The sequence below is a fragment of the Streptomyces sp. R-74717 genome (assembly GCF_047305335.1).
In the GTDB taxonomy this organism is placed as follows: domain Bacteria; phylum Actinomycetota; class Actinomycetes; order Streptomycetales; family Streptomycetaceae; genus Streptomyces; species Streptomyces atratus.
In genome coordinates, this window is record NZ_CP102361.1 from 2,349,055 (window position 1) to 2,371,369 (window position 22,315).

The 22,315-nt window shown below is 70.0% G+C and carries 17 protein-coding genes and 1 pseudogene; 8 read left to right on the forward strand and 10 right to left on the reverse strand.

Going from position 1 to position 22,315, the window contains the following annotated elements:
* Positions 1 to 114: 114 nt before the first annotated feature.
* The gene (gene glgX, locus NRF20_RS10620) at positions 115 to 2,280 is read left to right on the forward strand and encodes a glycogen debranching protein GlgX (RefSeq protein ID WP_398629889.1); all 2,166 of its coding nucleotides are present in this window, start codon (positions 115 to 117) and stop codon (positions 2,278 to 2,280) included.
* 267 nt (positions 2,281 to 2,547) lie between these two features.
* Entirely contained in the window at positions 2,548 to 4,944 is a 2,397-nt protein-coding gene (gene treY, locus NRF20_RS10625) for a malto-oligosyltrehalose synthase (protein ID WP_413752468.1), read from the forward strand.
* Here treY and NRF20_RS10630 read toward each other — a convergent pair.
* The 4 genes from NRF20_RS10630 to NRF20_RS10645 form a co-directional block, all read right to left on the reverse strand.
* Complete coding sequence (locus NRF20_RS10630) at positions 4,904 to 5,944, reverse strand: cytochrome P450 (RefSeq protein ID WP_398629984.1); 1,041 nt, start codon at positions 5,942 to 5,944, stop codon at positions 4,904 to 4,906. The two genes, treY and NRF20_RS10630, sit on opposite strands and share 41 nt — an antisense overlap.
* 346 nt (positions 5,945 to 6,290) lie before the next feature.
* Positions 6,291 to 6,857: an FHA domain-containing protein gene (locus NRF20_RS10635; RefSeq protein ID WP_398629887.1), complete on the reverse strand. Its 567-nt coding sequence runs from the start codon at positions 6,855 to 6,857 to the stop codon at positions 6,291 to 6,293.
* Between the two features lie 49 nt (positions 6,858 to 6,906).
* Positions 6,907 to 8,559, reverse strand: a complete 1,653-nt coding sequence (locus NRF20_RS10640; protein WP_413752469.1) for an IS200/IS605 family accessory protein TnpB-related protein — start codon at positions 8,557 to 8,559, stop codon at positions 6,907 to 6,909.
* Positions 8,552 to 9,127 (reverse strand): IS607 family transposase, encoded by a 576-nt coding sequence (locus NRF20_RS10645; RefSeq protein ID WP_398629885.1) that lies wholly within the window; start codon positions 9,125 to 9,127, stop codon positions 8,552 to 8,554. Before NRF20_RS10645 ends, NRF20_RS10640 begins: the two co-directional genes overlap by 8 nt.
* 256 nt (positions 9,128 to 9,383) lie before the next feature.
* Between NRF20_RS10645 and NRF20_RS10650 the strand changes: the two genes are divergently transcribed.
* Positions 9,384 to 10,280 (forward strand): GNAT family N-acetyltransferase, encoded by an 897-nt coding sequence (locus NRF20_RS10650; RefSeq protein ID WP_398629983.1) that lies wholly within the window; start codon positions 9,384 to 9,386, stop codon positions 10,278 to 10,280.
* Between the two features lie 363 nt (positions 10,281 to 10,643).
* On the opposite strand, the gene NRF20_RS10655 is transcribed toward NRF20_RS10650, so the two are convergent.
* From NRF20_RS10655 to NRF20_RS10665, 3 genes are all read right to left on the reverse strand, one after another.
* Positions 10,644 to 11,675: a hypothetical protein gene (locus NRF20_RS10655; protein WP_398629884.1), complete on the reverse strand. Its 1,032-nt coding sequence runs from the start codon at positions 11,673 to 11,675 to the stop codon at positions 10,644 to 10,646.
* 37 nt (positions 11,676 to 11,712) lie between these two features.
* A complete protein-coding gene (locus NRF20_RS10660) occupies positions 11,713 to 12,246 on the reverse strand; it encodes a hypothetical protein (protein WP_398629883.1) in 534 nt (177 codons plus the stop codon).
* A gap of 574 nt (positions 12,247 to 12,820) precedes the next feature.
* The gene (locus NRF20_RS10665) at positions 12,821 to 13,936 is read right to left on the reverse strand and encodes an alpha-L-fucosidase (RefSeq protein ID WP_398629882.1); all 1,116 of its coding nucleotides are present in this window, start codon (positions 13,934 to 13,936) and stop codon (positions 12,821 to 12,823) included.
* Positions 13,937 to 14,031: 95 nt separating this feature from the next.
* Between NRF20_RS10665 and NRF20_RS10670 the strand changes: the two genes are divergently transcribed.
* A complete protein-coding gene (locus NRF20_RS10670) occupies positions 14,032 to 14,352 on the forward strand; it encodes an MFS transporter (protein WP_413752470.1) in 321 nt (106 codons plus the stop codon).
* On the opposite strand, the gene NRF20_RS10675 is transcribed toward NRF20_RS10670, so the two are convergent.
* On the reverse strand, positions 14,341 to 15,708 hold the full coding sequence (locus NRF20_RS10675; protein WP_413752471.1) for a GH1 family beta-glucosidase: 1,368 nt from the start codon (positions 15,706 to 15,708) through the stop codon (positions 14,341 to 14,343). The two genes, NRF20_RS10670 and NRF20_RS10675, sit on opposite strands and share 12 nt — an antisense overlap.
* A gap of 199 nt (positions 15,709 to 15,907) precedes the next feature.
* On the opposite strand from NRF20_RS10675, the gene treZ reads away from it, so the two are divergent.
* Both treZ and NRF20_RS10685 read left to right on the forward strand, forming a co-directional pair.
* Positions 15,908 to 17,689, forward strand: coding sequence for a malto-oligosyltrehalose trehalohydrolase (treZ, locus tag NRF20_RS10680; RefSeq protein ID WP_413752472.1), 1,782 nt, complete (start codon positions 15,908 to 15,910; stop codon positions 17,687 to 17,689).
* 83 nt (positions 17,690 to 17,772) lie between these two features.
* A pseudogene (locus NRF20_RS10685) lies at positions 17,773 to 18,021 on the forward strand (aldo/keto reductase); the annotation flags it as partial.
* Between the two features lie 84 nt (positions 18,022 to 18,105).
* On the opposite strand, the gene NRF20_RS10690 reads toward NRF20_RS10685, so the two are convergent.
* Entirely contained in the window at positions 18,106 to 19,233 is a 1,128-nt protein-coding gene (locus NRF20_RS10690) for an aminopeptidase P family protein (protein WP_398629878.1), read from the reverse strand.
* Positions 19,234 to 19,448: 215 nt separating this feature from the next.
* Here NRF20_RS10690 and NRF20_RS10695 point away from each other — a divergent pair, with 215 nt between their 5' ends.
* On the forward strand, positions 19,449 to 21,146 hold the full coding sequence (locus tag NRF20_RS10695) for an IS200/IS605 family accessory protein TnpB-related protein (RefSeq protein WP_413752473.1): 1,698 nt from the start codon (positions 19,449 to 19,451) through the stop codon (positions 21,144 to 21,146).
* Here the strand turns inward: NRF20_RS10695 and NRF20_RS10700 are convergent.
* Positions 21,130 to 21,789: a nucleoside/nucleotide kinase family protein gene (locus tag NRF20_RS10700; protein WP_398629876.1), complete on the reverse strand. Its 660-nt coding sequence runs from the start codon at positions 21,787 to 21,789 to the stop codon at positions 21,130 to 21,132. The two genes, NRF20_RS10695 and NRF20_RS10700, sit on opposite strands and share 17 nt — an antisense overlap.
* A 133-nt stretch (positions 21,790 to 21,922) precedes the next feature.
* Here NRF20_RS10700 and NRF20_RS10705 point away from each other — a divergent pair, with 133 nt between their 5' ends.
* On the forward strand, positions 21,923 to 22,315 hold the full coding sequence (locus NRF20_RS10705; protein WP_398629875.1) for a VOC family protein: 393 nt from the start codon (positions 21,923 to 21,925) through the stop codon (positions 22,313 to 22,315).

Sequence of the window (22,315 nt, forward strand, 5' to 3'; positions counted from 1 at the left end):
CGATGTTGACCGGACCGCGCGACGTCCTAGGTAGCCGCACCTCTTTCGGGGAAGATCTGGCTCAAGCAGCCCGCAAGCCCCAGGCACCCGGATCAGAAGTGGAAGAGTCAACCTATGCAGGTCTGGCCGGGACAGGCGTATCCCCTCGGTGCCACGTACGACGGCGCCGGGACCAACTTCGCGGTCTTCTCGGAAGCCGCCAACCGAATCGAGTTGTGCCTGCTGCACGACGACGGTTCCGAGACGGCGGTGGAACTCAGGGAGACCGATGCCTTTGTCCGCCATGCCTATCTGCCCGGGGTGATGCCCGGTCAGCGATACGGATTCAGGGTCCACGGGCCGTACGAACCGGAGCGCGGCATCCGCTGCAATTCTGCCAAACTGCTGCTCGACCCGTACGCCAGGGCCGTCGCCGGGCAGATCCAGTGGGGCGAGGCGGTGTACGGCTATCCGTTCGGCCGGCCCGACGCGCGCAACGATCTCGACTCGGCGCCGCACACCATGACCTCGGTCGTGGTCAACCCGTACTTCGACTGGGGCGACGACCGGCGGCCCCGTACGGACTACCACCGCACGGTGATCTACGAGGCCCATGTGAAGGGTCTGACGATGCTCCATCCGGGGCTGCCGAAGGAGCTGCGCGGCACCTACGCGGGGCTGGCCCATCCGGAGGTGATCGCCCATCTGACGGAACTGGGCGTCACGGCGATCGAATTGATGCCGGTTCACCAGTTCGCCCAGGACCACCGGCTGGTGGATGCGGGGCTGGCCAATTACTGGGGTTACAACACCATCGGTTTCTTCGCCCCGCACAACGCGTACGCCTCCTGGGGGGACCGCGGTGAACAGGTGCTGGAGTTCAAGCAGGCCGTTCGGGCGCTGCATCAGGCCGGTGTCGAGGTGATCCTCGACGTGGTCTACAACCACACCGCGGAGGGCAATCACCTGGGTCCGACGCTCTCCTTCCGGGGCCTGGACAATGCCTCGTACTACCGGCTCGCGGACGACCAGCGGTACTACATGGACACCACGGGGACCGGGAACTCCCTGCTGATGCGCTCGCCGCACGTGCTGCAGCTGATCATGGACTCCTTGCGGTACTGGGTCACGGAGATGCATGTGGACGGCTTCCGGTTCGATCTGGCGGCCACCCTGGCCCGGCAGTTCCACGAGGTCGACCGGCTGTCGTCGTTCTTCGATCTGGTGCAGCAGGACCCGGTGGTCAGCCAGGTGAAGCTGATCGCCGAACCGTGGGACGTGGGTGAGGGCGGCTACCAGGTGGGGAACTTCCCGCCGCTGTGGACCGAGTGGAACGGCAAGTACCGGGACACCGTGCGGGACCTGTGGCGGGGCGAGCCGAGGACCCTCGCCGAGTTCGCCGGGCGGCTGACGGGGTCGTCGGACCTGTACCAGGACGACGGCCGGCGGCCGCTCGCCTCGATCAACTTCACCACCTGCCACGACGGTTTCACGCTGCATGACCTGGTCTCGTACAACGACAAGCACAACGAGGCGAACGGCGAGGCCAACCGGGACGGCGAGAGTCACAACCGGTCCTGGAACTGCGGCGCGGAGGGCGAGACGGACCGGCCGGAGATTCTGGAGCTGCGCGAACGGCAGATGCGGAATTTCATCGCCACTCTGATGGTGTCGCAGGGTGTGCCGATGCTGAGCCACGGCGACGAGTTCGCGCGTACGCAACGGGGCAACAACAACGCGTACTGCCAGGACAACGAGTTGTCGTGGGTGCACTGGCCGGATCCGGCCGAGGCCGCGACGGGCGACGTGGACGAGGCCGATCCGGCCGAAGGGGACGGTCTCGGGAGCAGTCTGCTGGAGTTCACCCGGGCAATGGTCTGGCTCCGCCGCGACCATCCGGTCTTCCGGCGCCGCCGGTTCTTCCACGGCCGTCCGGTCGAGGGCACACACGACGAGCTCTCGGACATCGCGTGGTTCACACCCGAGGGCGGCGAGATGAAGCAACGGGACTGGCAGGCCGCGCACGCCAAGGCGCTGACGGTCTTCCTCAACGGCCATGCGATCTCGGAGCCGGGGCCGCGCGGCGAACGGATCTCCGACGACTCGTTCCTGCTGATGTTCAACGCGAGCGCCGACACGCTGGAGTTCTCCGTTCCGGTGAATCACGGCCGGCAGTGGATGGTGGTGGTCGACACCGCGCGCCCCGCCGGCGTTCTTCCCGGCTCGGGGCCGAAGGTGTCGGCGGGCGAACGGGTGACGCTGGTCGGGCGGAGCATGGCGGTGCTGCAGCGGCCCGCCTAGGACCTGTCCGGCGGATCTTCGCGGATCAGCCCGCGGCATCTGGTGCGGTGCACCGCAAGGCGAAGGACCGTCCTCGTACTGGACGTACTTGGACGACCCCGACAACGCAGCGAGGTGCCGTGCCAGGCGTCGCGGGCCCGCGAAGATCCGCCGGACAGGTCCTGGGTCCGGGCTTCCGGCCCGGCCGTCGACTCGACGACACCGCCGGTCGAGCCCTTTGCGGCGTTCGGTGACACAGGAGCCCGCAGGCTGGGTACGTAACGGCGCATGACGCCCACCGCCACCTACCGGCTGCAGCTCCAGCCGGACTTCCCGTTCGCGGCCGCCGGACACGCCGTGCCGTATCTCGCCGCGCTCGGCGTCTCCCATCTGCATCTGTCACCGGTCCTGGAGGCCGTGCCCGGCTCCAGGCACGGGTACGACGTCGTCGATCACAGCCGGGTACGCGCGGAGCTCGGCGGCGAGGAGGGGCTGCGGGAGCTGGCCCGCACGGCGCATGAGCACGGCCTCGGGCTGGTCGTGGACATCGTGCCGAACCACATGGCCGCCGACCCCCGCCACAACCACGCACTGCGGGAGGTACTGCGCGAGGGCGCCGAGTCCCCGTACGCCCGCTGGTTCGACATCGACTGGGCGTCGGGCGGCGGCAAGGTGCTCCTGCCGGTGCTGGCCGGACGGATCGGCGACGAGATCGACAGGCTCCGGGTCGACGGGGAGGTGCTGCGCTACGGCGAGCAGGAGTTCCCGCTCCGGACCGGCACCACCCGCCTGCCGCTGCCCGAGCTGCTGGATGCCCAGCACTACCGGCTCGGCTGGTGGCGGCTGGCCCGCACCGAGCTGAACTACCGGCGGTTCTTCACCATCTCCGACCTCATCGGGGTGCGGGTGGAGGACCCCGAGGTCTTCGCCGCCACCCACGGCAAGATCCTCGAACTGGTCCGGGACGGGGTCGTCGACGGGCTGCGCATCGACCACCCCGACGGGCTCGCCGATCCTGAGGCCTACCTGGAGCGACTCTCGGCGGCGACCGACGGGCGGTGGACGGTGGTGGAGAAGATCCTCGACCGTACCGAGCCGCTGCCCGCGGGCTGGGCCGTCGCGGGGACGACCGGGTACGACGCGCTGCACCGGATCGACGGCCTCTTCGTCGATCCGATGGGCGCCGCGGAGCTGCTCGGCCGCTACCGGGAGTACGCGGGGCCCGCCCAGGACCGCGGGGGTGACTGGACGTCGACCGTCCGCCGGGCCGCGTACCAGGTGGTGACGCATGAGCTGGCCGCCGAGACCGGGCTGCTGACCCGGCTCGCCGTACGAATCTGCGCCGAGGACCCCGCGCTGCGCGACCACGCACCATGGACGCTGCACACCGCCCTGTGTGAACTTCTTGTGCGCGTACCCGTCTACCGCCCGTACGCGAAACCCGGCGGGTTCCGCACAAAGACCGCTGAGGCGACGCTCTCGGATGCGACCGTACGGGATGCGGAGGCGGTGTTCTCCGTTCCGGAGGAGGCTTCGGCCGTCGCGGTCGTGCGGGATCTGGCCATGGGGCGGCTGGGCGAGGGGCCCGACCGGGCGGCGTTCTGCGCCCGGTTCGCCCAGACCGCGTCGGCGTTGCGCGCCAAGTCGGTCGAGGACACGGCGTTCTACCGGTACGTACCGCTGATCTCGGCGAACGAGGTGGGCGGCGATCCCGGGCAGCCTGCGGTGACGCCGGAGGAGTTCCATGCGTTCTGTGCCCGGCTGGTGCGCGACTGGCCGGCCACCGGCACGGCGCTGACCACGCACGACACCAAGCGGAGCGCCGATGTACGGGCCCGGGTCGCGGTGCTGACCCAGTGCCCGGAGCAGTGGTCCTGGCTGCTGGTGGAGCTGGGGCGGGTGACTCCCGCGGCCGCTCCCGATGCGCAGTTCGCCTGGCAGGCCTGGCAGACGGCCTTCGGCTGCGTGAAGCTGCCGGTCCGGGAGATGGCGGGCCGGCTGGAGCCCGCACTGCTGAAGGCGGTCCGCGAGTCGGGTCTCTTCACCAGCTGGACCGAGCCCGATCCGGCGTACGAGCGGGCGATGACGGACTTCGTCGCGGCGGGACCGGCCGCCGGCAACGGTCCGGTGCGCGAGGCGTTGGAGCGCTTCGCGGGCACGCTCGACCCGTACGTACGGGCCAATGTGCTCGGCGCGGCGCTGGTGCAGCTGACGATGCCGGGTGTGCCTGATCTGTATCAGGGCACGGAACGGGAGTACCTGGCGCTGGTCGACCCGGACAACCGGCGGCCGTTTCGCCACCCGTCCGGGGACGGGGGCTTCAGTGAGAAGGGGGAGCTCACCGCGGCAGCGCTGCGGCTGCGGCGCGAACGGCCGGAGGTGTTCGGCGAGTCGGGTACGTACGCCCCGCTGAGCGCCCATGGCCCGGCGGCCGCGCACTGTCTGGCTTTCTGCCGCTCGGACGAGGTGGTCACCGCGGTGACCAGGCTGTCGTTGCGGCTGGCGGAGTCGGGCGGCTGGCGCGGGACGGAGCTGACGCTGCCGGGCGAAGGGCCGTGGACCGATCTGCTGTCGCCCGGCCGGAAGTTCACCGGAGCCACGGTCGCGCTCGTCGAGCTCTTCACGGAACGTCCGGTGGCGCTGCTCAGCCGGGTCGGACGAGAAGGGCCCGCGGACCGCGCGTGAGCACCCCCGTGCCGGCCGGGCGGAATCCCTCCGCCCAGCGGAGCCTGGGCATCGCGTCGAGCAGCGCCCGCAGGCCATGCCGGGCCTCCAGCCGGCCGAGCACGACGGCCGGGCAGCCGGCCGGTCCGGTGAGGGACCGCCCCTGGTCGCGGCGGAAGGGATCGAAGAGGTCGGGTGCACAGAACCGTTCCGGATCGCGGCCCGCCGAGCCGATCAGACAGGCGACGGGCGCCCCGGCAGGCAGCATGCCGCCGCTGAGGGTGACCTCGGTGACGGTGCGGCGCAGCACGACCTGGACGGGCGGGTCACGGCGCAGCGACTCCGTCCAGGCACGGACGGCCAGGGCGGGTTCGATGCGCAGCGCGGCCAGGAGGTCGGGGCCGTCGAGCAGGTTGGCGAGGAAGGAGGCGAGCGCGGTCTCGCGGAGGCCGGTGTGCCGGGTGCAGGGTGTGGTGGCGGTGCCTCCCGGTTGTCCTCCGGTGCGGGGCAGCCGGCTCGCGTACGGTCGGGCGGGCGAGTCGACTGCGGAACCGGCGGGCAGCCAGCGGCAGAACTCCTCGACGAGGTCGGCCTGTTGGCGGCCCGCGATGCGGTGCGCCAGCACATAGGCGGTGCGCTCGATCCGCTCGGCCATGTGACGTGGTACTGAACCGGTCGCGGCCCTGCGCTGCTTGCTGGGCGTGCACAGGGTGCTGCCGTGGCAGAGTCCGAGGGGTGCGGGGCCGCCGCGGGGCACACTGTCGTGCGGGAACCCGGTGAACCGGGGGTCGCTGAGGGCCGTGGTCACATCCGCGTACCGGCTGACCAGCCAGGCGCCCAGGGGCGCGTCGTAGCTGAGCGGGTATTCCTCGCGCAGGATGCGGTAGAGCCGGTACGGGTCGTGTGCGGCGCCGGGTGCGAGCAGGCTGGGGCCGGTGCCGGGGCGGGATCCGCGCGCCGTCCGGGCGGCCCTGCGGCCGGGATCCGTTGCGGGTATGCCCTCGGGCGCGTCGGCCTGCATCGGTACCCCCGGGGCGTAAGGGCGCCGGTGTGCGGCGCGGTTCCTCACCAGCGGATCACCGACGGGGGCGTTGCGCAGTCGGTGCACGGCCGTCCGGGTGACGACGGCGTGCCCGGTCGGGCCGGGTATCGGTCCGTGGGCGACCGGGGACGGAACGGCCGGGAGACTGCGAGCAGATCCGTGAACGCGGCGGCGGGCCCGGTCAGCTCGGCACGGGAGATGCGGCCGTGCTGGACGAGCACGACCGTCCGGCGCTCTGCGACGCGTTCGGCGAAGCCTGTTTCACCCTCGTCGGCCGCGGTCTCCGTCGCAGTCCTGCTGCCGCCTCGCCGGGCCTGCGTCCGGCTCAGGCAGGGGGCCCGAGGACGGGCGCGGAGAGCCGGAAGCTCATCCGCCCGAAGCTCACCTGGTCCCCGTCGCGGACCGGGACCCTACCCGTGACCCGCTGCCCGTTGACACAGGTGCCGTTGGTCGAGCCGAGGTCGCGCAGCAGCCAGCGGCCGCCCTGCACGGTGAGTTCCGCATGGAGCCGGGAGACCGTCTCGTGGTTGAGCCGCAGCCCGTTACCCGGATCGCGGCCGATCAGCAGGGGGTACGGGCTGGGAGTGGGGAGCAGGAGTTTCGGGAGGCGTTCGGTCTGCCAGACCCGGCGCACCCGGCCGGGAAAGCCGGACAATCCGCTCACGACCCGGAGTATCCGCCGTGACCAGCGGTCTTCGCTCTCCAGGTCGGCGGTGAGCGCCTCCAGCTCCTCCGAGCGCCGGGCGACGAGGGCCAGTTCCATGCGCCGCATGAAGGTGTCGTGGGACAGCTTGCCCTGTGCCGCGCCGTCTCTGAGCACGCCGAGAACACGGTCGCGCTGGGCGTCGGACAGCCGCGCGGGATACGTGTGGAACTCGAAGGGGGACGTCACGGAGCCAATTGTCGGGCCGACCGCCCCGGAGTGTCCAGAACAACCGTTCCTAATCAGTGAGCAGGAGTGAGTCTTGGACCCACTGCCCGGCACTGCGCGCATCCCGAACGGTTTTGGATGCGCTGGTCGCCCGCGTTCCCTGGTGTGTCCCCGTTCGGTCACGCGCATCGTGTGCACGCTCCGTGACGGGGCGGCGGGTTTCGTCACGCCCCCGGACACCACGGTCGGCCTGGACGGTCCGATGCCCACGCCGATCACTCCGGTCGTCGTGGGGCGGTGCCGTCCGTCGCCGGATCGGGTGTCCGAGGGCGCGCCTGCCAATCGCGATACCAGCGGCATCGTGACGGGACATCTTGCGTCGCGGGGTGACCAGTGGCTTGCGCCAGTGCTCGTCTCCCCACTGGGAGGTGTAAGCCGGATCGACTGCAACGATCGACAGGCCCGTATCGGCTGCCATGGAGACAATCCGAGCTTTGAGTCTGCCGGTCGGGATTCCGGAGATGAGCTGCCGGAACCGCTTCTTGCGGCCGTACTTCTCGCGGGTCTTCTCGGCGGTGAAGTCCAGGTCCTCGATCGCGATGGCGTTGACGCCGATGCTTTTCGCCCAGTGCAGTACCTGGGTGATGGCGTGCCGGATCTGCGCGTCCCTGTGGTTCGCGGTGCCGGACAGGGCGTAATAGAACCTGCGGGGCTCACCGATCGGGTTGCCGTGAGTGTCGAGCCGGTAGGCGGCGAAGTGGTCGGCGTTCGTATCGACGCCGACCATGCCCTTGGCACGGGCGGTGGCCAGGGGGATCGTCTGGACGACGGGGCGTTGCCAGGATGCGGTCAGGTACCAGCGCCCACGGGCCACGTCCAGGTGGATGCGGTAGGCCACGGCCCGGTTGCAGTCGATGCGGTCCCGCCACTCTGCGCCCCGATGCGCGAACGCGACCTTCGCGGCCAGGACGTACCTGCCGCGTGGGGCGTTCGCCAGGTGCGCGAGCGGTGCGGGCAGCTTGATGGACACCTCGCCGTCGGGGGTGACACGGATCGTCTCGTTCCCGAAACGCTTCCCCGACTCCCCGTCGGCAGCCAGGAACCAGCGCTCGGCCTCCCAACGCTGACGCCACTGTGCTTCGGTGAGCTGCGCGGCTTCGAGGTTGTGACGGTTACGGGCCAGTTTCTTCCCGCCGCGCACGACGTGCACGATCCCGTTCTCCCGGTCGGCTGTCTCCTGGGCAAGCCGGTCCTCCAGGGTGGCCAGGCGGCGGGACTTCTGGAACCACTCGTGTCCGGAGCGGTAACCGCCCGGAGCCCGCTTCGTGCCGGGTTCCCCGATGGGGAGTGACAGACGGTGCCGTAGCGTCTGGACACCGGCCTCAAGAGACTTGATATGCGCGAGCTGACAGCGCCGTGACAGCGCCCACTGGTCATGGGTGGCCTTGGTGATGCTCCCGGCCCAGCGGGACGAGGAATCGGCGGTCAGCCCCTGTTTACGCGCTGCCCACTTCTCGCAGTCGTGTTCGCTGCCATCCGCGCAACGGGCCTTGAGGTCACGGGAGGCGAGCACGCCCAGGTGCCCACCCATCAACCGCAACACCTTGCCATCCTGCTCGGTCAGGTCCTTGAGCCGGTCGCGTATCGCCACCCCGGACGGACCCAGCGCCACGAACGGAGGGTCGATGGACCGCAGTTGCCTCTTCTTCCTGGGTTCAGCCATGCTCGGCCGCCTCAAGGGCCTTGCGTGCCCGGTTCTTCGCGGAGCGGCGGCCGTACAGGCGGGCACAGAACGAGGTCAGCACCTCGACCATGTCACGTACCAGGTCGTCTTCGACCTCGCCGTCATCCAGAACCACCAGGCGGCGGCCAGTCGCAGACAGCGCGGCCTCGACCAGCTCGACGTTCATCCGGCCAAGCCGGTCCTTGTGCTCGACCACAACGGTCGTCACGTCCGGGTCGGCCAGCAGCCGCCGGGCCTTGGTACGCGAGCCGTTCACCCCGGAGGCAATCTCGGACTCGACCCGCACCACCCGGTGCCCCGCCTTCGCCGCCCACTTTGACAACCGTGCTGTTTGGCGCTCCAGGTCCGGCTTCTGATCGTGCGAGGAGACACGGGCATACAGACCCACCCCACCCGTCACGGACGGTGAGGTGTTCGCGTCGATGTTGACCAGGATCACACGCGGTCCGACTCGCTCAGCCGGGACCGGAAGCGTGCCCTCACGGAACCAGCGATACGCGGTATGCGGATGCACACCGTTCGCCACTGCCCATTCCTTGAGGTTCATACAGCGACCCTAACATGCACTCAAAGGATGCTATACGTACTAGAGTTCACTTAAACGCCAACAGTTCCCTACCCCGCTTCCGGCCTCGGAACACCTGCTCCGGAATTTCTGAGGAGTGCCGGGAAGACGTTGCTACTCCCTCCCGCCGCAGGCCACCGGTCGATCGCCGGAAGCCATCTGCGCGTCTCGAGGAGACTTTGTGACCCATGCACCACAGGAGTTGACCATCCGTCCGCTCGCCGGTCCGCAGGAGCTCATGCTCTTCCGCCGGCTGTCGTACGTACTCGATCACGAGCTCGCCGAGGACCTGGAGAGCGGGCGTCGCCGTCCCGAATGGATGTGGGTGGCGCTGCGCGGCGAACGCGTGGTCGCGCGGATCGCCTGGTGGAGCCAGGGCGGTGACATACCGCTGTTTCTCGACCTCTTCGACCTCGATGACGCCCTGCCCGAGCCCGAACGCGGCGAGGCGGGCCTGCGACTGCTGGAGGCGGCGACGGCAGCGGTCGTACCCGCCGGTGCCCCACGCCCCGAGTACGGACGCTTTGTACCGGCCGACTGGCGCGAGGACCCCGCGGCCCGTGATGTCGTCGAGGCCCGGATACGGGTCATGGAGCGCTCCGGTGCGCGGATGCTGGTCGAGCGGCTGCGCCTGGAATGGCGCGCCGGTACGCCCGTCCCCGCCGACAGCGGCCGGCTGCGGTTCCGCCCGGTCGACGGGCGGGAGGATCTCCTCGCGCTGATGACACCGGTGATGGAGGGCACCCTCGATGCCCACGGCCGGGCCGACCTGGCATCCGGACTCGGCGCCCGCGAGGCGGCCGAGAAGCACTACGACGAGGAGCTGGCGACGTACACGACACCGCGCGAGTGGTGGCGCATCGCCGAACTCCCGGGCGGTGAACCCGTCGGGTTCGTGATCCCGGCGCGCAACAACTACAACCCGGTCATCGCCTACATCGGCGTGCTGCCCGCCCTGCGCGGCCACGGCTACATCGACGACATCCTCGCCAAGGGGACCAGGGTGCTGGCCGCGCAGGACGGAGTGGAACGGATCCGGGCCTCGACCGACCTCGGCAACGTCCCGATGGCCAAGTCCTTCGAGCGCCTCGGATATGTGAACTTCGAGCGCTCCTTCGACATGGTCTGGGATTGATCCGGTGGACGGTCCGCCGGACTGCCGGTTGCGGTGACACCCGCCCGAGAACCGAGGAAAGTTCCGCTCTATGGGCAATTCAGCTGGTGGTCATGGCGCCCGAGCTGGTTGTTCGCGTGGTGGACACGCCCGCCACGGACAAGACCGACCGGCAAATGGGGGGTGGGAGAATGAGCGGGTTGGGTGCGTGCAGCTGCAAGGCGGAGGATTGAGACAGATGGGGCCTCCCCTGCTCGAGCGCAGCCGAGAGCTTGGGGAAGGAGCCATGGTGATTGACGACAACGCCGCAGATGTGCGTGCCCAGCCCCGCGACGCCGCCCCCCATTTGCCGGTCGGTCCAAGCCGTTGAAACAGGGGAGGCCGTCACACGTCGGCCGTTCTTCCACTGCGTCGGCGGCGGACGCGGACGCCGCCGGTCAGAAGGGCGGTACCCAACAGCAGGATCCCCGGGATCAGCGCCTTGAGTGCGACACCGCCGGACGCTTCGGCGTCCACGGCTGCGGCCGGGGCGATGCCTTGGCCGTGCGGGAATCTGATCTTCGCGTGGAACTTCTTGACGAGCAGTCCGCTTTTGAGTTCAAGGGTGGCGCGCCAAGGGCCGTCGGCCACTTCGTCGGTGACCGGAATCATCACCGGCTCAGACTGATGGGGTGCCAAGCTCGTGCCCAGCTGTACCTGGTAGGGACCCGCGCTGAGGCTTCCCGACACCGAGGAAAGCTTCAGGGTGCCGGACAGGTCCAGAGCTCGGCCCCCGGTGTTGATGACCTGGGCGCGCACGATCGCGCGCCCGTCCGGACCGCGTTCAGCCGTCATCGTGCGCGCGGTGAAGTCCGGGGCCGGAGGGTTGTGGCCGCCGACTGAGAGATACACCCGGATGCCGGTGCGGCTCACCAGGGCGACACCACCACCTCGACCGCCACTGACTTGCGCCCAGACCACTGCATAGCTCTCGCCCGGCGCCGCGTCCTTGGGCACCGCGATCGTCACGGTGTCGCGGACGGTGTCGTGGGCGGGAACATCGAGCTTCCTGTGTTTCAGCCTTGTCCAGGACGAAAGCTCGTTCCGCTTCCTGCCGGCTGCCCCCACGAACGAGCCGTGGGCAATGGTGGCGGCGGCCGGATACACGTCGACGTGCAGGGTGGAATCGGTGGTGTTCAGCACTTCGATACGGCGGTGCACAGTCGTGCCCGGCGTCAGATTGTCGACGATGTAGTGCCGTGCTCTTGGATCGTCGGCCAGGTCGACCGGGATGTCGACGAGGCGAATGCCGACGCTTCCCTGGTCGGAGGCCGACGAACGGGCCGGACCCGCTGCGTCGGCCGCAGGTGGGGCAGCGCCGGTGGCCGCGATGAGTGCCGCGGACACCAGAGCCAGAACGGGAACGAAACTGCGCATGATGGGGACCCCCCCTGATGATCTCGGTGTGCTGCGATCAGGCCACGGAGTGGGTGATCGTCGAGCTGTAGGTGCCGGCCAGGGCGTCCGCCGGGATCGTGACGGAGATGGTCGGATTCCAGACGGCGGTGTTGATGCCGGACACGCCAGTGGCGGTCTGAACGGGGCCCGGCGGGTAGAGGGGATTCAGGTTGCTGGCGTTGACGGTGGCGGTGCCCGTGACTGTGGCGGATGGGGTGTTGTAGCTGCTGGAGCCAGGGGCGGAGACCGAGATGTTCTGAGGTCCTGTGAAGTCGACCCCGTTCGCGGTGACGACCCAGCCGGTCGTACCGCCCCGGTTGTCGGTCACAGTGACGTTCCCGAGCTGTGCGCTGACCGTCTGGGGGGTGCTGCTGGCGGCAACGGTTCCCAGGCTCACAGGTCCCGTCGGCACAGTGATGTCGATGGTGCCGGTGGTGACCGAGAGTGTCACCGGTGTGGTTCCGCTCTGATCGGCCGATGCCGGGAGGGGGACAGCCAGAGCCGCCACAAGGCCGGCTACGAGCGAAGCGGCCGCAATACTTCTGCGCATCTTGATCCTCCGTTGAGGGGGTCACAGGTGCAGGTGGAATTCACCGCCCCCTTGGTATCGGCGAGAAGACCGCATTCATGATCACTTCCTGGCTCTTTCCATCAGATCGGCCCATTCACTCTTTAGAATGGTTTTCTACGACACCCGGCGCTTTGCCTAGCGGGCCGTGTTGTGGGCTGATCGTGGCGAGGGGATGGCCCGGCTGTCACGCCTCTGCTTTCCACGGGGCGCCGCGGCCCACTGGTGATCGCGAAGTGGACCACGACGACCCTGCTCGTCCGGTTTTCTCCCACGTTCGCAGGAGGACGTCCGGTGAAGGTCGTCCCCCGAGACGTCGCCAGACGCGGGACCGGTCAGGAGCTCAGCCCGCCAGGGCGGGAAGAAGCACGCAGCCTGCGCCATATCGGGGCGTCCCGCCTCCACCCACCAGTTGTAGTGCGACAAGCACAGCCGCTTGACCGCGAAGCTCAGCATCCGCTCGCACGACGGGATGCGGCACTCGCCCTGGCGAACACCCGGCTGTCGCGCGGCAGACAGAACTCCTCGGCCCGGAACTCCGGCCTCGCGACTTCCATCAACCGCTCCAGCAGCCCGGCCTTCGTTCCGCCAGCCAGTCCAGGCGGAGCTGCTGCTCGGCGGGGATCGTCGCATCCTCGCCGCGCGGCCCCACATTGAGCAGCAGATTGCCGCCCGCGGACGCCGTCTCCCGTACCAGCGAGTCCAGCGCGTCCCGGCCGAGGAACGCCTCGGGCGGTGAGTTGCGGTTGTAGCCGAAGCTGTGGTCGATGCCACGGGTGATCTCGTACGGATCGGGGCCGGTGTAGCGGGCGAATTCGGGTGTACGGAAGTCGTAGTACGGGGGTTCGCGCGGGACGAAGCCTTCGCCCTGGGCGATGGTGCGGCGCTCCCAGCGGTCGTACAGGGCCTTGGCGCCCGGGAGTTGCAGTGCGCGCCACATCGGTGCGTACGGGAACAGCCGGTCGTTGACGACGCCGTGCGGGACGGTGAAGCGGTAGTACTCCACGAGCCGCTGGACGTCGGAGCGGGAGCCGGGCCAGGCGATGTCGTTCCAGAGGATGTCGGGGCGGTAGCGGCGGATCAGTTCGCGCATCTGGGCGCCCGCGTACGCGGGGTAGCTGCCGCGCGGGACGGCCGAGACGGTGTCCGCGCCGGTACCGATGGGCCGGTCGTCGAAGGTCCAGTCGAGGCCGCCGGAGTAATAGACGCCGAAGCGCAGGCCCTCGGCCCGTACGGCTTCGGCGAATTCACCGACCACATCGCGCGAGGTGTGCCAGCCGGTGCGGTGCGGGTTGCCGACCTCGGAGGGCCAGAGACAGAAGCCGTCGTGGTGCTTGGTGACGAGGACGGCGTAGCGGGCGCCCGCGGCGCGGAAGCTGCGGGCCCAGGCGGCGGGGTCCCAGGTGTCCAGGGCGTCGTTGAAGTCGCCCCCGAAGGCGGTGTACGGGCGGGTGCCATAGGTCGCGCGGTGGTGGGCGCAGACGGGGCTGTCGGGGAAGCGGAGCGCGTTCTCGTACCACTCGGCGTACGACGTCCAGCCGAGCGGCGAGCGGCGGCCCGCCAGGGGCAGCTCGTCCGCGGGGACGTACGGCGGGGCCCAGCCCGGTACGGAGGCGGGCGTCCAGTGCACAAAGATCCCCAGTCGGGCCCGGGACCACCATGAAGCAACCATGGCGCGAAGTATTGATCACACAGGGGGTCGTTCGTAAGATCCGGGCACCTCCGGGGCACCTTGCCGGACCCTGACGAGCTGATGACGAGCGGCCGATGATCCTGGACGATCCCCGTACGGAACCGCAGCGCCGCGTCGGCGGTGGCTGGATCGGCGGCCTGGTGCTGGCCAACCTGGGCCTGTACATGGCTTTTCTCACCCCGATCCAGGTGCTGCTCGCGGAGCAGATCGACGATCTGACCTCGTCCGGCAAGGAGGTTGCGCTCGGCTGGGCGACCGGGGCCGGGGCGCTGGTCGCGGTGATCGCCAACCCTGTCGCGGGCGCGCTGTCGGACCGTACGGGCGGACGGTTCGGCCGCAGGAATCCGTGGATCCTGGGCGGTGCGCTGGTGTGGCGGATCAGGTCAGTGAGCTGAGCCGCCGGTGCCGGTCTTCTGCGCACGGATCAGATCGCGGTACCAGGCGTACGAGTCCTTGGGCGTCCGGCGCAGCGTCGCGTAGTCGATGTGGACCAGGCCGAACCGCTTACTGGCGCCCTCGATCCATTCGACATTGTCGGTGAGCGACCAGGTGAAGTAGCCGCGGACGTCGATGCCCGCGTCGATGGCCGTCCGCAGGGCCTTCAGGTGTCCTTCGAGGTAGGCGATCCGGCGGGTGTCCCGGGCCGGCTCGTCGACGGCGCAGCCGTTCTCGGTGATGTAGAGCGGCGGGAGCCGGTCGCCGAAGCGGCTGCGGAGCTGGACGAGGGTCTCACGCAGTCCGTCGGGGACGACGGGCCAGCCGAAGTCGGTCTTCTCGTAGCCCTCTATCTCGCGGATACCGAAGGGGAGTTCGGCGGGCATCTCGAAGCCGGAGAAGGACTCCAGGGCTGCCGGGTCCGGGGCGCCGACAAGGGTGGGGTTGTAGTAGTTGACCCCGTACCAGTCGATCGGGGTGGAGATGGTCGACAGGTCGTCCTCGACGGGGCCCGGCATCAGCGCGGCGAAGTTCTCGTCGGGGTAGCGGCCGGTGAGGATCGGGTCGGCGAACATCCAGTTGGTGATCGTGTCGTACAGCTGCGCGCCCAGGCGGTCCTCGTCACGGTCCCCGGCGGTCCAGACGGGGGTGTGCGAGACGGCGATGCCGATGTTGTCGGCGCCCGCGCCGCGCAGGGCACGGACGGCCAGGCCGTGGGCGAGGAGCTGGTGGTGGGCGGCGGGCAGGGCGTCGAAGAGGAGGGTGCGGCCCGGTGCGTGCTCGCCGAGGGCGTAGCCGAGCATCGTCACTTCGGCCGGTTCGTTGATGGTGATCCACATCGGTACGCGGTCGGCGAGGCGCTCGGCGACGATGCCCGCGTACTCGGCGAAGCGGTAGGCCGTGTCCCGGTTGAGCCAGCCGCCCGCCTCGTCCAGCGGCAGCGGGGTGTCCCAGTGGTAGAGGGTGGGGGCCGGGGTGATGCCGTGGGCGCAGAGTTCGTCGACGAGGCGGTCGTAGAAGTCGAGCCCCTGCGGGTTGATGGGTCCACTGCCGCCGGGCACCACGCGCGGCCAGCTGACGGAGAACCGGAAGGCGTCGGCGCCGAGGCCGGCCAGGAGGGCGACGTCCTCGCGGTAGTGCTGGTGGAAGCCGGTCCCGCGGGTGGTGTCGGTGCCGTCCTTGATCCGTCCGGGCTGTGCGGCGAAGGCGTCCCAGCCGGAGGGGCCCTTGCCTTCGGTGTCGGACGCCCCTTCGGTCTGGAACGCCGAGGCGGAGGCTCCCCAGAGGAAACCGGGCGGGAACGACGGCACATTCATCTCGGCCTCCACAGCCGTAAGAGGGAGTGCGTATGGAAGGGAGTGCGTATTGCGGAGTGCGTATTGAGCAGAACCTGGCGGGGCAGTGATCAGAACCAGACCTTAATCGCCAGTAACGGGCTCGATCCAGTGTCGCGAGTCAGTCGTCGCGGCTGATGCCGACCATGGGGCACGGGGGCGAGGAGACGAGGAGCGTTGCATGCTGTTCGAGGTATGGGCACCGGATGCGGACTCGGTCGAACTGCGGCTGGCGGGTGCGCTGCGGGCCATGGGGCGTGATCCCGTACGGGCCGGCTGGTGGGCTGCCGAGGCGGAGGCGTCGGACGGGGACCGCTACGGCTTTGTGCTGAACGGGGGCGCGGACGGCGGGGCCGATGGGCCCGTGCTGCCCGATCCGCGCTCGCGCCGTCAGCCGGACGGGCCGGACGGCGAGAGCGCCGTGGTCGACCACTCGGCGTACACCTGGCGCAACGACTGGGCGGGCCGGGGGCTCCCGGGCGCCGTCCTGTACGAGCTGCACATCGGTACGTACACCGACGAGGGCACCTTCGACGCCGCGGCGGCCCGGCTCGGCCATCTCGCCGAACTGGGCATCACCCATGTGTCGCTGATGCCGGTCTGCCCCTTCCCCGGGACCCACGGGTGGGGGTACGAGGGGGTGTCGCTCTGGGCCGTGCACGAGCCGTACGGCGGCCCGGAGGGGCTTAAGCGTTTTGTCGACACGGCGCATGGTCTCGGGCTCGCGGTCGTCCTGGACGTCGTCCACAACCACCTCGGCCCGTCCGGCAATTACCTCCCGGCCTTCGGCCCGTACTTCACCGAGACCCACCACACACCGTGGGGCGCGGCGGTCAACCTCGACGCGCCCGGTTCGGACGAGGTGCGGGCGTATCTGCTGGGCAGCACGCTCGCCTGGCTGCGCGACTACCGGCTCGACGGACTGCGGCTGGACGCGGTCCATGCCCTGGCCGACACACGGGCGCTGACCTTCCTGGAGGAGCTGTCCACGGCGACCGACGCGCTCGCCGCCGAACTCGGCCGTCCGCTCTCGCTGATCGCCGAGTCCGACCTCTGCGACCCGCGGACGACGACACCGCGCGAATCGGGCGGCATCGGTCTGCACGCCCAGTGGAACGACGACTTCCACCACGCCCTGCACACCGCGCTCACCGGTGAGTCCCAGGGCTACTACGCGGACTTCGCCGCCGCCCCGATGGCCGCCGTCGCCAAGACCGTGACGAGCGCGTTCTTCCACAACGGTACGTACTCCAGCTTCCGCGGCCGTACCCACGGCCGCCCCGTCGACATCGCCCGCACCCCGGCCCACCGCTTCGTCGGCTACGCCCAGACCCATGACCAGATCGGCAACCGGGCACTGGGCGACCGGCTCTCCGCCACACTCTCACCCGGTCTGCTGGCCTGCGCCGCGACCCTCGTCCTGACAGGGCCCTTCACCCCGATGCTGTTCATGGGCGAGGAGTGGGGCGCCCGCACCCCCTGGCAGTTCTTCACCGACCACACCGACCCGGCGCTCGCCGAAGCGGTCCGGGACGGCAGACGGCGGGAGTTTGCGGCGCACGGCTGGACGGCGGACGACATTCCGGATCCGCAGGACCCGGCCACCCGGAACCGCTCCTGCCTGGACTGGAGCGAACCGGCTCAGGAGCCGCACGCCCGTCTGCACGCCTGGTACCGCGAGCTGATCGCACTGCGCCACTCCCTGCCCGACCTCTCCGACCCGGACCTGGCGTCGGTGCGGACCGCCCACGACGAACAGGCGCGCTGGCTGGCATACCGGAGGGGAGATCTGCGGATCGCCGTCAACCTCGGCGAGAAGCCGGCCGCGATCCCGCTGGGCGGCGGCCGGCGCCGCGGAGCCGACGGCAGCGTCGTGGCCGCGTGGGAGCCGGTGGAGGCCCCGGGCGGCGACGGGCTGCTGCATCTGCCGCCGGAGTCGTGCGTGGTGCTGGCCGACGACTGATCTCCGGGGGCGCGCGGTAGCGCCCTTGCCTTCGGGTGCGCTCCGACTCGTACGGTCATGGCCATGAAACAGCCGATTCCCGCGTGGCCCGCAACCGGGCGAACGGGGGCGACGACTGGCGGCGCCGGGACAACGAGGAGACCTGGCGGGTCGTGGACGCCGTCCTGGCCGTGGCCGAGGAAGCCGGCCGCGCCCCCGTCCAGGTCGCACTCCGCCGGCTCCTCGGGCGGCCGGGCGGCACCGCCCCCATCATCGGGGCGCGCACGATCGAGCAGCTCACCGAAATTCTCGGCGCGGTGGGCCGGGAGCTGACGGCCGACCGGACGGCGAGGCCGGACGCGGCGAGCGACCGCCCGCTGTCGTATCCGTACGACATCCTGGAGCGGCTGAGCGACCGCGACCGGCAGGGCCGGGCGCTACTCGACGATCGCCAGTTCGCGCGCGGTGCTGTTGAGGCGTCGGCCACCGTCCTCGGTCACGGTCACGATGTCCTCGATCCGGACACCGAACCGGCCCGGCAGATAGATGCCCGGCTCCACGGAGAAGCACATCCCGGGCACCAGCGGCTGCTCCTCGCCCTCGATCATGTACGGCGGTTCGTGGGTGGTGACGCCGATCCCGTGGCCGGTGCGGTGGATGAAGCGCTCGCCGTATCCGAACTCGGTGATGACGGCGCGGGCCGCGCGGTCGATCTCCTGGCAGGCGACGCCGGGCCGGACCGCGTTGCAGCCCGCCTCCTGGGCCTCCCGCACGATGTCGTGGACCCGCTGCTCCTCGGCGGTGGGTTCGCCGACATGGACCGTACGGGAGGTGTCGGAGCCGTAGCCGTGCTTGAGGCCGCCGAAGTCGAGCACGACCATGTCGCCCTGCTCGATGGTGCGGTCGCCCGCCTCGTGGTGCGGGTTGGCGCCGTTCGGGCCGGATCCGACGACGGTGAAGTCGACCTGGGAGTGCCCGAACCGCTTGAGCAGATCGGCCAGATCGGTGGCGATGTCGGTCTCCTTGCGACCGGCGAAGCGCACCTTGAGGATCTCGCTGTACGTGGCGTCGGCGGCGGCCCCGGCAGCTGCGAGCCGCTCCAGCTCAGCGGCGTCCTTCACCGCGCGCAGCATCGGCAGGGCCTCGGTGAGGGAGACGTACGAGGTGTCCGGAAGCGTCCGCTGCAGCCCGAGCAGATGCATCGCCCAGGCGTTGTCGCTGACCGCGAACCGGCCCGGGCCGTCGAGCAGCGGGGCGGTGACGGCGTACGGGTCCTTGCCGTCGGTCCAGTCCCGGAAGGTGAGGGCGGGCGCCCCGACGGCCTTCTCGGCGTCCGGGGCCTCCAGGGTCGGAACGACCAGGACCGGGTCCTGGCCCGGTGTGAGGACGAGGACGGTGAGGCGTTCGGTGTTCACGGGCTGGTAGCCGGTGAGGTGGACGAGATCGGGTCCGGGGGCGACCAGCACTCCCGCGAGCCCGGCCTCGGCGGCGCTCTCGGCGGCACGCGTCATCCGGGCCCGGTAGTCGTCGGCGGTGAACGGTACGGGCTGGTTCGGGCTGGACATGCGGACCTCCTGGCGACGCGACACGGCATACAGCATCCTGCCCGTACGTGCCCGTCCACGCGAGCGGGGGTTGTGAGCTGCTGTCGGTTTGTTGCACTGAAGTGAGTTGTGGTGAGCAGGAGTGAGTCCTGTCGGCGGGTTCACGGGGTGGGAACAGAGGTTCCGGAGCCGAATGGGTGACCTTGGCGACTGCTGCTCGTTGGACTGGGTGGCAGGTGCCCGGCCTGGGGCGAGGCGGTGATGTGGTTGGTGGTTTGCGGGAGCTGTCCGCGCCCTTCGTGGTGCCCGGGCCTTGCGGGGTGGCGATCCGGGACCGTCTCAAGCACCTCACGCCCCGGGACGAGAGTGTTCTGCGTGCGGTCGGTGAGCATCAGGGCCGTCTGGCTTCGCATGATCTCAGGACCCGCTGTGTGGATGGTCTGGAGCACGGTGCGGAGACCTGGGCATCGCGTAAGCGGGACCTGACGGCACAGTCGTCGTCGCGGATCGCGGGTGCGATCACCAAGGCCACGCACGATCAATGGGCGCTGGCCCGCCGTTGCCAGGCCGCGCACATCCAGACGCTGGAAGCCGGGATCAGGACGCTGCGGCACCGCCTGTCCCTCCCGATCGGGGAACCCGGGACGAAGCAGGCCGCGGGCGGCTACCGCTCCCGGAGTGAGCGGTTCAGCAAGTCCCGCCGCCTCGCCGCACTGGAGGCACGGCATGCGGCCGTTGTCGCCGACCGGCAGGCCGGACGTGTGCGCGTGGTACGGGGTGGCAAACGTCTCCTCAACACCCGCCACCACCTCACCCGGGCCCGGCTGACCGAAGAGCAGTGGCGGGATCGCTGGGAGGCGGAACGCTGGTTCATCGCCGCGGATGGCGAGACGGGGAAGCGGTTCGGGAACGAGACGATCCGCGTCACCCCGGACGGCGAGGTCAGCATCAAACTGCCCGCCCCACTCGCTCACCTGGCCAACACCCGGCACGGCCGGTACACCCTCACCACCCGTATCGGCTTCGCGCACCGGGGCCAGGAGTGGGCCGACCGCATCAGCGCGAACCGGGCCGTCGCCTACCGCATCCACCTCGACGTGGACCGTGGCCGCTGGTACCTCACCGCGTCCTGGCAACGCCCCGTCGTGCAGACCATCCCGCTGGAGGCCGCCCGCGCCCGGGGCGTGATCGGCGTCGACACCAACGCCGACCACTTCGCCGCCTACCACCTCGACCCACACGGCAACCCGGTCGGCGACCCGCACCGCTTTCCCTACGACCTGTCCGGCACAGCCGATCACCGCGACGCACAGATCCGCCATGCCCTGACCCGGCTGATCAACTGGGCCAAGCACGTCCGGGTCGCCGCGATCGGCATCGAAGACCTCGACTTCACCACCGAGAAGACCCGCGAGAAGCACGGCCGCAAGAAGCGGTTCCGCCAGCTGATCTCAGGTATGCCCACCGGGAAGCTCAAGGCCCGGCTGGTCTCCATGGCCGCCGAGCACGGCCTGAGCATTGTCGCGGTCGACCCCGCCTACACCAGCATGTGGGGTGCCCAGCACTGGCAGAAGCCACTGGCCACCCCGCATCGAAAGATGTCCCGTCACGATGCCGCCGGCATCGCGATCGGACGACGCGCCCTCGGACACCCGGTCCGGGATGGGGTATCCCCTGCTCGAACGAAGTTGAGAGCTTGGGGAAGGACGGCACCGCCCCCGCACGACCGGAGTGATCGTGCGGGGCATCGGACCGCCCAGGCCCCACCGGGCAACTGGGGGCGTGAGGGAACCCGCCCACCCGCATCGGACCACGCCCCCAGAGACGTGCCGCCGAAGGGGACGAGAAAGCGGGGACCCAGTGCATCCAACACCGTTCGGGATGCGCCCAGTACACATCGGTGGGTCCAGGACTCACTCATGCGCACTGGCTAGGAACGGTCAGGGTTTCCGGGTGCAGCCGTACGACGAGGCCGGCGCGGGGGCGGCCCCGTTCGACCAGGCGTGCGTTGGGTTCGTCGGACCCGGCCACCCATTGTTCTGCGTACGGCCGGGGCTTACCGAACCGCACATGCCGGTCGACGAGCCGGCGTACCCGCAGGGCCGGTTCGAGTTCCAGGAACCAGGCCTCGTCCAGCAGCCCGTGTACGGACGCCCAGGCCCCTTCGTCGTGCAGGAGGTAATTGCCCTCGGTGACGACCAGCGGGATGTCCGGGGGTACGGGGACGACCCCGGCGATCGGCTCCTCCAGAGCGCGGTCGAAGGCGGGGGCGTACACGGTGGTTTCCGGTTCCGGCAGGCGCAGGCGCCGGAGCAGGGCCGCGTAACCGGCGACGTCGAAGGTGTCGGGGGCGCCCTTGCGTCCAGCGCGGCCGAGCCGTTCCAACTCCGCCTGGGCGAGGTGGAAGCCGTCCATGGGGACGAGGACGGCGCGACCGTCGAGAGCATCGACGAGCTGTACAGCCAAGGTGGACTTCCCGGCTCCGGGCGGTCCCGCGATGCCGAGGATGCGGCGGTGGCCGGGGACGGCGAGGCGCAGGGCGCGCGCCGTCAGCTCGCTGAGGTCGCTGATGTCCATGCGGGGCATTGTCCCGCCGCGTGCCCGACGGATGTCATGGTGGTGCGGACTGCACGGTTCCGCAGGCGCGGGTAGTGTTACGTATAACGAACTGGCTCATCACACCATTGCCCGCCCCCGTCCGAGGAATCCCATGCCGCACATCGCCCTGGCCACCCTGGTCGTCCGCGAATACGCCGAAGCCGTCTCCTTCTACACCGACGCCCTCGGCTTCGAGCTGGTGGAGGACACCGACCGGGGCGACGGCTCGCGCTGGGTGGTCGTGCGTCCGCGCGGCACGGAGGGGACCGGGCTGCTCCTGGCCCGCGCCAAGGACGAGGCGCAGCGGGCGAGCGTCGGCGCACAGACGGGCGGCCGGGTCGGCTTCTTCCTGCACACCGAGGACTTCGCGGGCGACCACGCCCGGATGCTGGCCGCCGGGGTGCGGTTCCTGGAGGAGCCGCGGCACGAGGCATACGGATCGGTGGCAGTCTTCGAGGACCTGTACGGCAATCGCTGGGATCTGCTCCAGCCCGCACGGCCCTGA